A 15,350-nucleotide genomic window follows, 5' to 3' on the forward strand; every position below is an offset into this window, starting at 1 on the left:
TGCCGGAGCTGTCACACAGCGGCACCGACATGCAACACGGCGTCTTTACGTTCCTCCACATGTCTTCAGACACGTCGCAGGGCACGCGACACACACCCCCCAAGGCCGCAGCGCCCGACCGCCTCGAAGTGGTCACCACCCCCGACGCAGCCGTCGGGACGATGGACGCGCCCCGCCCCGGCCGTTGGGTCGACGTCTGGAACCCCCAGGACGAGGCGCAGTGGGAAGGCGGCGGCCGCGCCGTCGCCCGCCGCAACCTCTGGTGGTCCATCGCCGCCGAGTTCCTCGGCTTCACCGTCTGGCAGCTCTGGTCGATCGCCACCCCGGTGCTCATCGCCGCCGGCTACCCGATCACGACTGACCAGGCGCTCTGGCTCGTCTCCGTTCCCGTGCTGGTGGGCGCCACGATGCGCTTCCCGTACTCGTTCGCCGTGGCGAAGTTCGGCGGGCGCAACTGGACCATCATCTCCGCACTGCTGCTGATCATCCCCTGCCTGGGGCTGGTCTACGTCGCCAACACCCCCGGCATCTCCTTCGGGCTGATGCTCCTCATCGCCGCCACCGCCGGCTTCGGCGGCGGCAACTTCGCCTCCTCGATGAGCAACATCTCCTTCTTCTTCCCGGAGAAGGAGAAGGGCGCCGCCCTGGGCCTCAACGCGGCCGGCGGCAACATCGGCGTGGCCGTCATCCAGTTCGTCACGCCGTTCCTCGTGGTCGCAGGCGTCGCCGCGAGCACTGCACGCCCGGCGTACATCCTGATCCCGCTGGTCCTCATCGCGGCCCTGGGCGCCTGGCGCTACATGGACAACCTCTCGCAGGCCAAGTCCGACACGGAGGCCTGGAAGCTCGCCGCGCGCACCAAGCACACGTGGATCGTCTCGCTCCTCTACATCGGCACCTTCGGCTCCTTCATCGGCTACGCCGCAGCGTTCCCGCTGCTGCTCAAGACACAGTTCCCCGACGTCAACCTCGGCATCGCCTTCCTCGGGGCGCTCATCGGCTCCCTGGCCCGGCCGTGGGGCGGCAAGCTCGCCGACCGCATGGGCGGAGCCCGCGTGAGCATCGCGGCCTACGCCGTGCTCGCCCTCGGCGCCGTCGGTGCCGTGGTGGCACTGCAGGCCAAGAGCCTGCCGATGTTCTTCGCGGCATTCATGGTGCTCTTCATCGCCAGCGGCATCGGCAACGGCTCCACCTACCGCATGATCCCCGCGATCTTCCGCGGCAAGACGGCGATGGACGACGTCGACGGGCTCGTCCGGGCCAAGCGCATCGCCTCGGCGTGCATCGGCATCTCGGCTGGCATCGGCGCCTACGGCGGCTTCCTCGTGAACCGCGGCTTCGCCACCTCGACCGCGCAGTTCGGCTCCCTGCAGCCGGCCCTGTGGAGCTTCGTGGCCTTCTACGTCCTCTGCATCGGCGTGACCTGGGCGGTCTACGCCCGCAAGGGCGCCCTCGGCCTGAGCGAGCGGATCTGAGCTTGCCCAGCACCACGGTCGACCTCGGGACGCCCGCCGTCCGAGCCGGGGACCACTCCCCGGCCCGGGCGGGGGGCGCCCTGGCGAGCCAGGCGAATGACGCTCCGCAGCGCACGACGACCAAGACGCACTGCCCCTACTGCTCGCTGCAGTGCGGGATCCTCCTCACCGCCGGCGGCCGACCCGCCACCCTCGAGCCCGACCCCGACTTCCCCACCAACCGCGGTGGCCTGTGCTCCAAGGGGTGGACGGCGCACGAGCTGCTCGACCACCCCGAGCGCCTGCTCACGCCCCTCGTGCGCGCCGTCCCCGGCGACCGGACCTCCCCGCTGGTCCCCGCGACCTGGGACGAAGCCCTGGACCGCGTGCTGGCCGCCATCACCGCCACCCAGGCCCGTCACGGTCGTGACGCCGTCGGCGTCTTCGGTGGCGGGGGTCTCACCAACGAGAAGGCCTACGCCCTGGGCAAGTTCGCCCGGGTCGCGCTGCGCACCAGCGCTATCGACTACAACGGCAGGTTCTGCATGAGCAGCGCCGCCGCTGCGATGAACCGCGTCTTCGGTGTCGACAGGGGGCTGCCGTTCCCGCTGACCGATCTGGCCGAGGCCGACGCCATCATGATCAGCGGCGGCAACCCGGCCGCCACGATGCCCCCGGCGATGCAGCACTTCGACGCCGCCCGCTCCCGCGGCGCCTCGCTCGTGGTGATCGACCCGCGCCGCACCCCCACCGCCGCGGCCGCCGCCGCGCAGGGGGTGCACCTGGCTCCGGTGCCCGGCACCGACCTGCCGCTGCTGCTCGGCATGCTCCACCTGGCTGTTCGCGAAGGGCTCGTCGACCGCCCCTACATCGACGCCCGCACCACCGGCTTCGACGCCGCGGCGACAGCTGCCGCCCAGTGGTGGCCCGAGCGCGTCGAGCGCACCACGGGCGTCCCCGAGGGCGACCTGCGCCGTGCCGTGAAGCTGCTGGCGGCCGCCTCCCCGGCTCGCGGGGGCGGCGGCGCGATCATGCTGTCCGGTCGCGGCGCCGAGCAGCACGCCAACGGCACCGACACCGTGCTCGCCCAGGCCAACCTCGCCCTCGCCCTTGGACTGCCCGGCCGTCCGCGCTCCGGGTTCGGCACCGTTACCGGGCAGGGCAACGGCCAGGGCGGGCGCGAGCACGGCCTCAAGGCCGACCAGCTACCCGGCTACCGCTCCATCACCGACCCCGCCGCCCGCGCCCACGTCGCCGGGGTCTGGGGCGTGGACCCGGATGTGCTGCCCGGCCCGGGGCGCTCCGCCTACGAGATGCTCGACGCCCTCGGCGGTGGCGAGTCGGGCACCGAGCCCGGTGTGCGGACCCTCCTGCTGCTGGCTTCCAACCCCGTGGTCTCCGCCCCGGACGCCGAGCGCGTGCGCCGCCGCCTCGCGGCGCTGGACCACCTCGTCGTCGTCGACTTCTTCCTCTCCGAGACCGCGAGCCTGGCCGACGTGGTCCTGCCCACCGCTCAGTGGGCGGAGGAGGCCGGCACCATGACCAACGTCGAGGGGCGCGTCATCCTGCGCCGTCGCGCGCTGACGCCCCCCGATGGCGTCCGTGACGACCTGGAGCTGCTCAACGCCCTCGCCCACCGCCTCGACCTGCCCGAAGGGCTCGACGCCGACACCGCGTTCCCCACCGAGCCGGAGGCGGTCTTCACCGAGCTGCGCCGCGCCAGCGCGGGTGGCCGAGCCGACTACTCCGGCATCACGTACGACCGGCTCGAGGCGGAGCAGGGCGTGTTCTGGCCCTGCCCCCAGCAGGACGGCGGCGCTGGAGGGGGCGAGCAGCACCCGGGCACCCCGCGGCTGTTCGCCGAGTCCTTCCCCACCCACGACGGGAGGGCCCAGTGCGCGGTGGTGAAGTACACGCCGCGTGCCGAGCGCACCAGCCGCGGCGCCAGCGAGGAGTACCCCTACGTGCTCACGACCGGGCGGACGATGGCGCAGTACCAGTCGGGCACGCAGACGCGGCGCGTGCGCCAGCTCGTCATGACCGACCCCGATGCCCGCGCCGAGGTGCACCCCGACCTGGCCCGCCGCCACGGCGTGTCCGACGGCGACCTCGTGCGGCTCACCACCCGCCGCGGCAGCGCCCTGTTCCGCGCCCGCGTCACCCGCGACGTGGTGGCCGGAACCGTGTTCGTCCCGTTCCACTGGGGAGGCATGTCGGTGGCCAATGCGCTCACCGACACCCGTCTGGACCCGGTGAGCCGGATGCCCGAGTTCAAGGCGTGCGCTGTGCGGCTGGAACGCCACGACCCCGACGGCGCCGACCCGGATGCCGTCGACCTGACCAGAGAACCGAACCGCCCGACGACTGGAGAATCGCGATGAGCTCGACCTTCCGCTTCCTGCAGGGGGTCTTCCCCGTCACTGGCCAGGGCCTCGACAAGCTCGTGCTGCTCGACGACTCCCTCACGTACACCGTGCCCGAGGGCAACCGCGCGCAGGTCCTGTACTTCCGCGGGGGCAACGCCAGCGACGAGCTGGTCATCGTCGTCCTCGTCCGTGACGGGGTGCCCATGCGCTGGTTCCCCATCGGCGCCAAGGGCGACGTGCACGTCCCGCTGCGCGTGGTGGAGGACGTCGAGCCAGGTGAGGTGCTCGAGCTGCATCTGGCCGCGCCGACCGGCCTGGTCGCCACCGTCGTCGTCGACCTGGGCCTCGTCGAGGTCTGAGGAGAGATCCCATGCACATGAAGAAGAAGCGCCACCTCGTGCTGGTCGGCAACGGTATGGCCGGCGCGCGGCTCCTCGAGGAGCTGCTGGAGCGCGGCGCGTCCGAGACCTTCGAGATCACCGTCTTCGGTGACGAGCCGTACGGCAACTACAACCGGATCATGTTGTCGCACGTCCTGGCGGGCGAGGACGGCGAGGAGTCGATCTACCTCAACGAGATCGGCTGGTACGCCGAGAACGGCATCGACCTGCGCTCGGGGGTCCGCATCGTCGACGTCGACCTGCCGGCTCGCGAGGTGATCGACGCGACCGGCGAGCGCACCGGCTACGACGTCCTCGTCATCGCCACCGGGTCCTCCCCGCACTTCCCGCCGATGGACGGGCTGCGCCGCGAGGACGGCTCGCTGCTGCCGGGCGTCTCGGGGTTCCGGAGCCTGGACGAGACCCGCGCGATGCTCGAGGAGGCCAGGAGCGGCCATCACCGGCGCGCCGTCGTCATCGGCGGCGGGCTCCTGGGGCTCGAGGCAGCCAAGGGCCTGCAGAACCACGGCCTCGACGTCACCGTCATCCACTCCCCGGCGCACCTCATGAACCAGCAGCTCGATGCCGAGGCCGGCGCCGTGCTGCGCCGCTCCATCGAGGACTGCGGCATCTCCGTGGTCACGGGCGCCCGCACGACGGGCGTGACAGCACGCACCGACGACGGCCGCGTCTCGGGCGTGGTCCTCAAGGACGGGCGCGTCTTCGACGCCGACATGGTGGTGGTCACCGCCGGCATCCGCCCCAACACCGACGTCGGCGTGCGCGCCGGGCTCGTGGTGGAGCGCGGCATCGTCGTCGACGACCAGATGCGCTGCGTCGACCAGCCGGTCAGCGACGGTGGAGGCGGGCAGGTGTACGCCCTCGGCGAGTGCGCCCAGCACCGCGGGGAGACGTACGGCCTCGTCGCGCCCCTGTGGGAGCAGGCGACCGTGCTCGCCGACGTCCTGACCGGTTCCGACCCGGACGCCGCCTACCACGGCTCGAAGACATCGACGAAGCTCAAGGTGGCCGGCGTCGACGTCGCCGCCATCGGCCAGTCCGGCCCGGAGCACCCCGACGACGAGCACGTCGTCTTCTCCGACGTCCGCCGCGGGCTCTACCAGTCCGTGGTGGTGCGCGACGGCCGCCTGGTCGGCGCGACGCTGCTCGGCGACACCCGCAAGTCCGCCGCGTTGCAGCAGGCCTTCGACCGGGGGCTGCCGCTGCCGGAGCAGCGCGTCGAGCTGCTCTTCGACCTCGGCAGCGGCGGCGGCGAAGCCTCGGTGGAGGACCTGGCGGACGACGCGCAGGTCTGCAACTGCAACGGCGTCACCAAGGGCGACATCTGCGGCGCCGTGGCATCGGGGTGCACCAGCGTCAAGGGCGTCATGGACGCCACCCGCGCCGGCAAGGGCTGCGGCTCCTGCAAGGAGGTCGTCAGCGCGGTCGTCGAGCACGCCATCGCCGCCGGCGGTGGCACGCTCACGGAGGATGCGTCGGTCCACTGGTACGTGCCCGGCGTCCCACTGCGCAAGGACGAGCTGGTCGCCGCCATCCGCGAGCAGCACCTCACCTCGGTCTCGGCCGTCTTCGCGGCGCTCGCGCCCGGCGGCGCCGAGGACGCGAAGTCGAAGATGGGCCTCACCTCGCTGCTGCGGACCCTGTGGCCGACGGAGTTCGTCGACGAGCGCGACGCGCGCTTCATCAACGACCGCGTCCACGCCAACATCCAGCGCGACGGCACCTTCAGCGTGGTCCCGCAGATGAAGGGCGGCGTCACCACCCCCGAGCAGCTGCGCAAGATCGCCGACGTCGCCGAGAAGTACGGCGTCGGCATGCTCAAGGTCACCGGCGGCCAGCGCATCGACATGCTGGGCGTCAAGAAGGAGGACCTGCCCAAGGTCTGGGCCGACCTCGACATGCCGTCCGGGTACGCCTACGGCAAGTCGATGCGCACGGTGAAGACCTGCGTCGGCACCGACTACTGCCGGTTCGGCCTGGGTGACTCCACCGCCCTCGGCATCGCCATGGAGGAGAAGTTCCAGGGCCTGGAGACCCCCGCCAAGCTCAAGCTCGGCGTGGTCGGCTGCCCCCGCAACTGCGCCGAGGCGTACGTCAAGGACATCGGCGTCGTCGCCATCGGCAACGGCAAGTGGGAGGTCTACGTCGGCGGGGCCGCGGGCGCTTCGGTGCGCAAGGCCGACCTGCTCGCCACCGTCGACTCACCCGAGGCCGTCATCCAGCTCACGGGCCGGTTCATCCAGTTCTACCGGACCTGGGGCAACTGGCTGGAGCGCACGTACGACTTCGTGCCGCGCCTGTCCATCGAGCGGATCCGCCTCGTGCTCGTCGAGGACTCCGACGGCATGTGCGCCCAGCTCGACGACGAGATCGACGCCGCCTGCGCCGCCTACCGCGACCCGTGGAAGGAGCGCGAGGCCCCCGACGCCCCCGGTCGCTTCTCCGCACCGGCGCTGCCGCTCATCCCGCTGCCACTGGTGCCCAAGCGCCCCGTGGGCGCTCCCGGTGGCACCCCGCGCGACCTCCTCCCGACCCCGAACCCGGTGGAGATCGTTTCGCCGAACGAGGAGGCCCTCATGGCTGGAGCCCAGCAGTGACGACGACGACGACGGCGAGCGCGGCGGGCGTGCGGGTCGCTGCGCTCGCCGAGATCCCCCCGGGGGAGGGGCGCGCCTACGCCGTCCCCACCTCCGACGGGACGGGGATGCAGCAGGTCGCGGTGTTCCACCACCGCGACGGGCACGTCTCCGCCGTCGACGCGGTGTGCCCGCACTCCGGGGGGCCGCTGGCCGACGGTCAGATCGACTCCTGCGTGGTCATCTGCCCGCTGCACCTCAACACCTGGGACCTGCGCACGGGGGAGTCGACCTCCGGGCAGGACCCGGTGCGTGTGCACGGCGTGGAGGTCGCACCCGACGGGAGCGTCGTCGTGACCCCCGCCTGACCGTCGCCGAGCGACATTGACCGACCTCTGCCGGCGATGGCTACCATCGCGCAGGACCTCACAAGATCCTCGTCACGGTGAGAGGCCGGTCGCAACTGACCGCAACCTGACGCAACACCCGTGTCATACATCCGGGGGACGCTACGACCATGAGCCCGAGCTATCCGCTGCACCTGGACCTGGAGGGTCGCCGCGTCGTCGTGGTCGGCGGCGGCCCTGTGGCGGCCCGCAGGGCGCGTGGCCTCCTCGAGGCCGGCGCTGACGTCCTCGTCGTCGCCCCGGAGGCGTGCGCGGAGCTGGCCGACCTCGACGCCGCCGGTGAGATCACCTGGCGTCGGGGGCGGTTCTGCTCCACCGACCTCGACGGCGCCTGGCTCGTCCAGACCGCCACCGGTGTCCGGCGCACCGATGACGCCGTGTCCGCCGAGGCCACCTCGCGCAAGATCTGGTGCGTCCGAGCGGACGACGCGACCCGCTCGCGCGCCTGGACCCCCGCCGTGGTCCGCCACGACGACGTTGTGGTCTCCGTCACCGCCGGTGGCGACCCGCGCCGCGCCGTCGCCGTCCGCGATGGCGTCCGGCTCGGCTTGAGCTCCGGCGCGCTCCCGTTGCGCCGTCACCGCCGTCCCACCGGCGCCGAGGGAGCCCGCCCGGGCATCGGGCGGGTCACCCTCGTCGGCGGCGGCCCCGGCGATGCCGACCTCATCACCCTCGCCGGACGGCGGGCGCTCGCGGAGGCCGACGTCGTCGTCGTCGACAGGCTCGCTCCCCGCGGCCTGCTGGCGGAGCTGGACGCCGACGTCGAGGTGGTCGACGTCGGCAAGTCGCCCGACCACCACCCGGTCCCGCAGCGCGAGATCGAGAGGGTCCTCATCGACAGGGCGCTGCGCGGCCTGCGGGTGGTGCGCCTCAAGGGCGGCGACGGGTACGTCTTCGGCCGCGGTGGTGAGGAGCTGGCCGCGTGCCGCGCCGCGGGCGTCACCTGCGACGTCATTCCCGGCATCACCAGCGCGCTCGCCGTTCCCGCCGCCGCGGGTATCCCGGTCACCCACCGCGGTGTCTCGCGCTCGGTGACGGTCATGACCGGCCACGACGTCCTCGGGGACGACGAGCTGCTCGACCTCGCCGCCCAGACCCGCCGCGGCGGCACCCTCGTGGTGCTCATGGGCGTCTCCCGGCTCGGTGAGCTGGCGTCCGGACTCGTCGCGCAGGGGGCCGACCCGCAGCTGCCGATCGCCGTGATCGAGCGGGGATGCACCCCGCAGCAGAGGACGACGACGGCGACCCTCGCCGACGCCGCCGCTGTCGCCGTGCGCCGCGGCGTGAAGTCTCCGGCGGTGCTGGTCTTCGGGGCGGTGGCCGCGATGGCCCACAGCGACGTCGACCAGCGCGCGGGAGCCTCCGCGGGTTCTCGGGCGAGCGCGCCCTCCCAGTGACCTCTCAGGGACCCCACTGTGGCCCCGCGGCTGCGACGATGGGGCCGATGACCCAGTCGATGACCAGCACCAGCAGCAGCACCCGCAGCGCTCCCGGTCAGGACACAGGGCAGGGGGGCGCGGGGTCGTGTACCGAGCTCGACCCCACCCAGCTGCTCGGTGCCACCATCGGCATCACCAGCCATCGCCGCTCCGATGAGCTCATCGCCACGTTCACGCGCCGCGGCGCCGACGTGGTGCACGCGCCCACCATGCGCATCGTCCCCATCACCGAGGACGCCGCGCTCGTGGCCGACACCCGGGCCGCCATCGCCAACCCACCCGACGTGCTGATCGTCACTACCGCCATCGGGCTCCGCGGGTGGATCTCCGCCGCGGAGGCCCACGGCCTCGACGAGGCCCTCATCGCGGCGCTCGCGGACACCGAGGTGCTCGCGCGCGGCCCGAAGGCCCGCGGGGCCGTGCGCGCCGTCGGGCTGAGCGAAGCGTGGACGGCCGCCAGCGAGCAGACGGCCGAGGCCGTCGAGCACCTCATCGCGCAGGGCGTGGCCGGCAGGTCGGTGCTCGTGCAGCTTCACGGCGCCGCCGGCCTGGAGGAGCTCGAACCCCTGCGCGCGGCAGGCGCCGACCTGCGCACCGTCGCGGTGTACCGGTGGGAGCCGCCGGAAGACCTCGTCGCCGTCGACAGGCTCGTCGACGCGTTGGCCGCCCGCAGCCTCGACGCCGTGACGTTCACCTCCGCGCCCGGGGCCGTCGCCCTCCTGGAGGCCGCCGAGCGTCGCGGGCGCCTCACCGAGGTGCTCGCGGCGATGGGGGGCAGCCTGATCGGTGGCGGTGCCGCGGTGGTCTGCTGCGCCGTCGGTGACGTGACCGCCGCTCCGCTGCGCGCCCACGGCATCGATCCGCTCGTGCCCGACCGGTGGCGCCTCGGGGCGCTCATGCGCTGCCTGTCCGCCCACCTCGCGGAGCGCCCGCGAGCCCGGGTGGCCACCCCCGCTGGTGAGCTGGTGCTGCGCGCCCGGGCAGCCGTCCTGGACGGGCGCGTGCTCGACCTGGCGCCCGGCCCGCTGGCCTTGCTCGCGCGGCTCGCTGCCGAACCCGGCCGCGTCGTCTCCCGCGCTGAGCTGCTCTCCGAGCTGCCGGCCGCCACCGACGGGCACGCCGTGGAGGTGGTGGTGGCGCGGCTGCGGTCCGCGCTGCCGCGCTCACCCGAGGGCGGCGCGATGGTGCGGACGGTCGTGAAGCGCGGCTACGCACTGGAGGTGGCGTAGTGGACCAGCTGATGGACCAGAGCGTGCCCCCGGTGCTGGTGGCCGTCTCGCACGGCACCCGCTCGGCCACCGGCCGACGCACCATCGCCCAGCTGCGGTTGGCCGTGGCCGCCGCCCGGCCGGGCCTGGAGGTGGTCGCCGCCCACGTCGACGTCCAGAAGCCGGCCCTGGAGGACGTCGTCCTCAAGCTGGCCGCAGCCGGGCGGGCGTGCGTCGTCGTCCCCTTGCTCCTCTCCACCGGCTACCACGTGCGCTCCGACGTCAACGGCGCCGTCCGGGCCGCCCGCAAGGCCGGCGGCAGCGCCGTCGCCGCGGCCGCGCTCGGACCTGACCCCGCCCTCGTCGACGTGCTCTGCCACCGCCTCACCGCGGCAGGGGCCCACGACGACGACGCCGTCGTCCTCGCCGCCGCTGGCTCCCTCGCCCCGCAGGCGGTCGCCGACGTCGAGCACGCGCTCGCGGCCCTGACCGCCCGGCGCACGGCGCTCGGCGGTGGGCCCGTCGTCGCCGGGTACGCCAGCGCTCAGGAACCGACAGTGCCGCAGGCGTGCGCCGCCCTGCGGGCCGCCCACCCGGGGCGCCGGGTCGCGGTGGTGCCCTACCTGCTGGCGCCCGGAGTGTTCTCCCAGCGCCTCGACGCACTGCTCGCCCCTGCTGCTGGGACAGATGCTGGGACTGCTGACGGTCAGGCCCTGGCCGACGTCGTCGCGCAGACCCTGTGCGCCGACGGCGACATCGACCCCCGCATCGCCGCGCTCGCGCTGCGCCGCTACGACGAAGCCCTCGAGCTGGCCGCTGAGCAGGCTCGCGAGGAGAGCAGCGCGCTCGTCAGCTGACGGGCTGCCGCCCAGCTCAGCTGACGGGCTGCCGCCCGATGAACTCGGCCATACCCGGCACGGTGAACGCCACCATCCCGTGTTCGAGGGCGTAAATCAGCCCCTCGGCGATGAGGCTGGCGCGATGTATAGGGCCGTATAGCGAATCGCTACACAGCCCTATACATCGCTAGATGTCGCTCCACCCGGGGTGCGGCCGACCGGAAGCGCCCCCGATGGCGGCGCCCGGGTGAACCTGGCCTCCAATACGGGAAGCGGCTGCGGGGTAGCCTCCCCGCCGTGGCAGCAGGCTCGGGAGACCGACGGACCGAGCGCCTCCTGAACCTCGTCATCGCGCTGCTGTCCACCCGCACCTGGCTCACCAAGGAGCAGATCCGCCGCGCGGTGCCGCAGTACGAAGACTGCGCCAGCACCGAGGCGTTCGACAGGATGTTCGAGCGCGACAAGGAGGAGCTGCGCGAGCTCGGCGTCCCGCTCGTCACCGGATCCGCCTCGGCGTGGTTCGACGACGAGCAGGGCTACAAGGTCGACAGGGACGCCTACGCCCTGCCCGAGGTGGCCTTCACCCCCGCAGAGCTGGCCGTGCTGTCCCTGGCCGCCCGCGTATGGGCGCAGGCCAGCCTCGCCGGCCCGGCAGCTCGCGCCCTCACCAAGCTGCGCGCCCTCGGCGTCGACGTCGACGAGCAGTCCCTGGCCGGCATCGAACCCCGCGTCCGCACCGCCGAACCGGCGTTCCAGCCGCTGTACGCCGCCGCCCGTGACCGCCAGCGCGTGACCTTCACCTACCGCCGCCCCGGCGCCACCGAGCCCGTCCGCCGCAGCGTGCAGCCCTGGCAGGTCACCTCCTGGCACGGCCACTGGTACCTCGTCGGCCACGACCTCGACCGTGAAGCCCCCCGCGTCTTCCGGCTCTCCCGCATCGAGGGCACCGTGCGCCGCACCGGCCCCGCGGGCGCCTACGACGTTCCCGACGACGTCGACGGCCGCGCCATGATCGCCACCGCCATCGGCGGCACCGACAGCACCGTGCGCACCGCCCACCTCCGCCTCGCCGCGGGCGCCGCGGGGCAGCTGCGCCTGCGCGCAGGCGTGCCCGCCGCCGACGCCGACCGCGACGTGATCGCCGAGGTCGCCTTCACCGACCCCGGGGAGCTCGCCGCCACCGCGGCCGCCGCCGCGCCGCACGCCGTCGTCCTCGACCCCGACGACGTCCGCGACGCCGTCGTCCGGCGCCTACGTGGCGTGATCGCGGCTCACGCCGAGCACGACCTCCGCGCCGGACACCGGACCGACGTGCCCCGCGCGCCCTCCAGCGCCGCCGGCGGCGCAGGGCGTCGCTCCAGCGGACGCCCGCCCGTGCAGCCGACCGCCGCCGACCGGCTCTCCCGCCTGCTCGCCATGGTCCCCTGGGTGCTCGAGCACCAAGGAGCCCCCGCCCAAGAGGTCGCCGACAGGTTCGGCATCACCACCGACCAGCTCGTCAAGGACCTCGAGCTCCTCTTCGTCTGCGGCACCCCCGGCCACCTCCCCGACGACCTCATCGAGGCCGAGTGGGAGGGCGGACGCATCCACATCGGCAACGCCGACGCCATCGCCCGCCCCCTGCGCCTCGGCATCGACGAGGCACTCGCCCTCATCACGGGCCTGCGCACCCTCCTCGACGTCCCCGGCTTCTCCGGCGAAGAAGACCGCGAAGCCCTCACCGGAGCCCTCGCCAAGCTCACGGAAGCCGCCGGCGAGGCCGCCACCGCCTCCCGGGCGCTCGCGGTGGACCTGGCCCGCGACGTCGACCGCAGCGTGCAGCCGACCGGTGAGGACGCCGCCGCCGAGGTCCTCGCCACGCTGCGCGAAGCCCTGCGCCACCCCGCCGGACGGCGCCGCCTGCGCCTGCACTACCTCGTGCCCAGCCGCGACGAGACCACCGAGCGCGACGTCGACCCGATGCGCCTGCTCACCGTCGACGGCCGCTGGTACCTCGAAGGGTGGTGCCACCGCGCGAGCGGGGTCCGCCTGTTCCGCGTCGACAGGGTGGTCAGCGCCGCCGTCCTCGACGCCGACGGCACCCCGCCGCCGGACGCCGTCGCCCGCGACGTCGACGAGCAACTGTTCACCCCCGGCGACGACGACCTCGTGGTCACCCTCGAGCTGACCGGCGCCGCGCGCTGGGTGGCCGAGCACGTGCCGCTGGACTCCTCCGAAGAGCTCGACGACGACGGGCTGCGCGTCGTCCTGCGCACCCCTGACGACCGCTGGCTGCGCCGGTTGCTGCTGCCGCTGGGCGGTGCCGCCGTCGTCGTCGACCCTCCGGAGGTCGCCGAGGGGCTCCTCCGCGTCGCGAAAGCTGCACTTTCTTCTCATGGCCTCCAAGAGCACGTTTCCGCAGCTCAGGGGCGTGATGAGGGGGCTGCGGCAGAGGGGGGCATCCCCCATTCGGCGGGCGCTGCACCGGAGCATCCCGCGGTCTGAGCGGTCAAGGCGGTCCCCGCCGGGGTCGATGCGTTGTGTAAGCCCCGAGGAGCCGGGGCGCGCACCGACCGGAAGGACCCGCCCCATGACGACGATCAAGGCCTCCTGCCCGACCTGTGGCGATGTCGAGCTGACCCCGCCGCAGGTGCGCCTCGTGGTCTGCACCGTCCCGGCGTGGAGCTTCTACGCATTCGACTGCCCGGAGTGCACCGACGAGGTGCGCAAGCACGCCACCGAGGACGTGGTTCGCCTGCTCACCACGGGCGGCGTGCCCGCCGAGCGGTGGTCCGTGCCGGCCGAGGCGCTGGAAGAGCACGCCGGACCGGCCATCGGCTGGGACGACGTGCTGGACTTCAGCCTCTCGCTGGAGACCACCGACGTGGTGGCCGCGGCCCTGGCCGCCGTCCAGCGCCACCACGCCGCCTGAGCCACCCTGAGCGACCGAGCCGCCCACCGGCGGCGGGCAGCTCCCGGCCCGCCACGGCGGACGGCAGCTCGCCCCGGGACACTTCGCCCCAGGACAGTTCGCCCCAGAGCAGCGCACCAGCGACCCACCACTAGCCTGAACCGATGGGCTGGTGGTGGGTCGCGGTGTACCTGGGGCTCGGCCTCGTCGGCGTCGTCGTGCTCGGGATCCTCGCCTGGGGCGTGGTGAAGAAGGGCTTCGCGGTGTTCGCAGCCCTGGGCGAGGCATCAGCCCGCGCGGGGGAGCTCATGGCCCAGGTCGAGCACCTCCCGGCCCAGAAGCCGGCCCACTCCGTCATGGACGATCCCTACGTCCTGCAGGCCCAGCGCCGCCGGGACCAGGCGAAGCGGCGCCGGCTGCGGGCCAAGCGCGTGGCCGCCCAGCGCGAGGCCCGTCGCGAGCAGCTGCGGCTGCGCCGGGCAGCTAGCTGAGCACGCAGGTGAGCACCCGTTGAGCTGACTCGCAGCCGCGAGTCGCTCGGGGTGTCACCGGCCGGGGTTAGAGTGAGCCGATCCCACACCGGAGGTGGACCTCATGGGCCGCGTTTTCGAGAACCCCGTCCTGTTGCTCGTCGTCGTGCTGCTGGTTGTCCTGCTCTTCGGGGCCAAGCGTCTTCCCGATGCTGCCCGCAGCGTGGGGCGCTCCATGCGCATCTTCAAGTCCGAGGTCAAGGGCATGAAGGAAGACGACCGCGCCGATGAAGAGCGCCGCGCCTCCTCCTCCGCCGACGGTGCTCCGTCGCGCCCGCTGGAGGGCCGTGTCGTCGACGAGCCGCACCGCGCCACCAGCGACGACTACGACCAGCACCGTCGCAGCGCCTGACAAGCCGCCGGTAACGCCGGCACCGATCTCCTCGAAGACTGGGTGAGCGTGGCTACCGACACTCCGCCCCGGGGCCGCCGGCGCGACAACCCGGAGGGGCGTATGCCCCTTCGCGAGCATCTTCTCGAGCTGCGCAAGCGGGTCACCATCGCCGGGATCGCTGTGCTGCTCGGGTCCGTGGCCGGCTGGTTCCTCTACGACCCGGTGCTGGACTACCTGACCGCCCCGATCGAGGCGGCCAAGGCCCGCGGACTCGACATCGCTATCAACTTTCAGGGCGTCGGCACTCCCTTCGACCTCAAGCTGAAGCTGTCGGTCTGGATCGGGTTCATCGTCTCCAGCCCGGTGTGGATCTATCAGCTCTGGGCGTTCGTCACCCCCGGGCTCACGAAGAAGGAGCGCCGGTACGCGCTCGGCTTCATGAGCGCTGCCGTGCCGCTCTTCCTCGCGGGGGTCTGGCTCTCCAGCCTCTTCATCCCCAACGTCGTCAGCTTCTTCACGTCTTTCACACCCTCGGACGGCGCCAACATCATCGCCGCGGAGGACTACCTCGGCTTCGTGATGCGCACGGTGCTCGTCTTCGGGTGCGCGTTCCTCCTACCGGTCGTTCTCGTGGGCCTCAACCTGCTGGGGCTGCTGTCTGGCAAGGCGGTGCTCAAGGCATGGCGGTGGGTGACGGTGCTGTGCTTCCTCTTCGCGGCAATCGCCACGCCCACCCCGGACGTCGTCGCGATGTTCACCCTTGCCACACCCATGCTCTTGCTGTTCGCGGTGGCCATCGGCATCTGCCTGCTCAACGACAAGCGACGAGCCAAGCGCGAGCCCCAGTACGGCGACCTCGCCGACGACGAGGCCAGCGCGCTCTGACCACTGTCGCCGTCGGCGCTT

Annotated in this window: 13 protein-coding genes; all 13 read left to right on the forward strand. The window is 72.9% G+C overall.

Features of this window, described 5'->3' with window-relative positions; genetic code table 11:
* The first annotated feature begins 59 nt into the window (after positions 1-59).
* Positions 60-1,475: an MFS transporter gene (locus BXY45_RS12260; protein ID WP_109774833.1), complete on the forward strand. Its 1,416-nt coding sequence runs from the start codon at positions 60-62 to the stop codon at positions 1,473-1,475.
* An 80-nt stretch (positions 1,476-1,555) separates the two neighbouring features.
* Positions 1,556-3,835: a molybdopterin-dependent oxidoreductase gene (locus tag BXY45_RS12265; RefSeq protein WP_109774834.1), complete on the forward strand. Its 2,280-nt coding sequence runs from the start codon at positions 1,556-1,558 to the stop codon at positions 3,833-3,835.
* Positions 3,832-4,179, forward strand: coding sequence for a molybdopterin oxidoreductase (locus BXY45_RS12270; RefSeq protein WP_109774790.1), 348 nt, complete (start codon positions 3,832-3,834; stop codon positions 4,177-4,179). The genes BXY45_RS12265 and BXY45_RS12270 overlap by 4 nt, the downstream gene beginning before the upstream one ends.
* Before the next feature lie 11 nt (positions 4,180-4,190).
* Positions 4,191-6,818 (forward strand): nitrite reductase large subunit NirB, encoded by a 2,628-nt coding sequence (gene nirB / locus BXY45_RS12275; protein ID WP_109774791.1) that lies wholly within the window; start codon positions 4,191-4,193, stop codon positions 6,816-6,818.
* Complete coding sequence (locus BXY45_RS12280; protein WP_109774792.1) at positions 6,815-7,165, forward strand: Rieske (2Fe-2S) protein; 351 nt, start codon at positions 6,815-6,817, stop codon at positions 7,163-7,165. The genes nirB and BXY45_RS12280 overlap by 4 nt, the downstream gene beginning before the upstream one ends.
* Before the next feature lie 149 nt (positions 7,166-7,314).
* A complete protein-coding gene (cobA, locus tag BXY45_RS12285) occupies positions 7,315-8,601 on the forward strand; it encodes a uroporphyrinogen-III C-methyltransferase (protein ID WP_109774793.1) in 1,287 nt (428 codons plus the stop codon).
* A 47-nt stretch (positions 8,602-8,648) separates the two neighbouring features.
* Positions 8,649-9,872 carry a uroporphyrinogen-III synthase gene (locus BXY45_RS12290; RefSeq protein ID WP_109774794.1) on the forward strand — a complete coding sequence of 408 codons (1,224 nt, stop codon included), beginning with the start codon at positions 8,649-8,651 and terminating at the stop codon, positions 9,870-9,872.
* Positions 9,872-10,708, forward strand: a complete 837-nt coding sequence (locus BXY45_RS12295; protein WP_211319515.1) for a sirohydrochlorin chelatase — start codon at positions 9,872-9,874, stop codon at positions 10,706-10,708. Before BXY45_RS12290 ends, BXY45_RS12295 begins: the two co-directional genes overlap by 1 nt.
* Positions 10,709-10,987: 279 nt before the next feature.
* Complete coding sequence (locus tag BXY45_RS12300; RefSeq protein WP_109774795.1) at positions 10,988-13,174, forward strand: helix-turn-helix transcriptional regulator; 2,187 nt, start codon at positions 10,988-10,990, stop codon at positions 13,172-13,174.
* 85 nt (positions 13,175-13,259) lie between these two features.
* Complete coding sequence (locus BXY45_RS12305; RefSeq protein WP_109774796.1) at positions 13,260-13,601, forward strand: hypothetical protein; 342 nt, start codon at positions 13,260-13,262, stop codon at positions 13,599-13,601.
* Positions 13,602-13,744: 143 nt separating this feature from the next.
* Positions 13,745-14,071: a hypothetical protein gene (locus BXY45_RS12310; RefSeq protein WP_109774797.1), complete on the forward strand. Its 327-nt coding sequence runs from the start codon at positions 13,745-13,747 to the stop codon at positions 14,069-14,071.
* Positions 14,072-14,174: 103 nt separating this feature from the next.
* Positions 14,175-14,462, forward strand: a complete 288-nt coding sequence (gene tatA, locus BXY45_RS12315; RefSeq protein ID WP_109774798.1) for a Sec-independent protein translocase subunit TatA — start codon at positions 14,175-14,177, stop codon at positions 14,460-14,462.
* A gap of 102 nt (positions 14,463-14,564) precedes the next feature.
* Positions 14,565-15,329 carry a twin-arginine translocase subunit TatC gene (gene tatC, locus BXY45_RS12320; RefSeq protein WP_109774799.1) on the forward strand — a complete coding sequence of 255 codons (765 nt, stop codon included), beginning with the start codon at positions 14,565-14,567 and terminating at the stop codon, positions 15,327-15,329.
* Positions 15,330-15,350: the final 21 nt, after the last annotated feature.

It is taken from the genome of Quadrisphaera granulorum (assembly GCF_003149145.1).
In the GTDB taxonomy this organism is placed as follows: Bacteria; Actinomycetota; Actinomycetes; order Actinomycetales; family Quadrisphaeraceae; genus Quadrisphaera; species Quadrisphaera granulorum.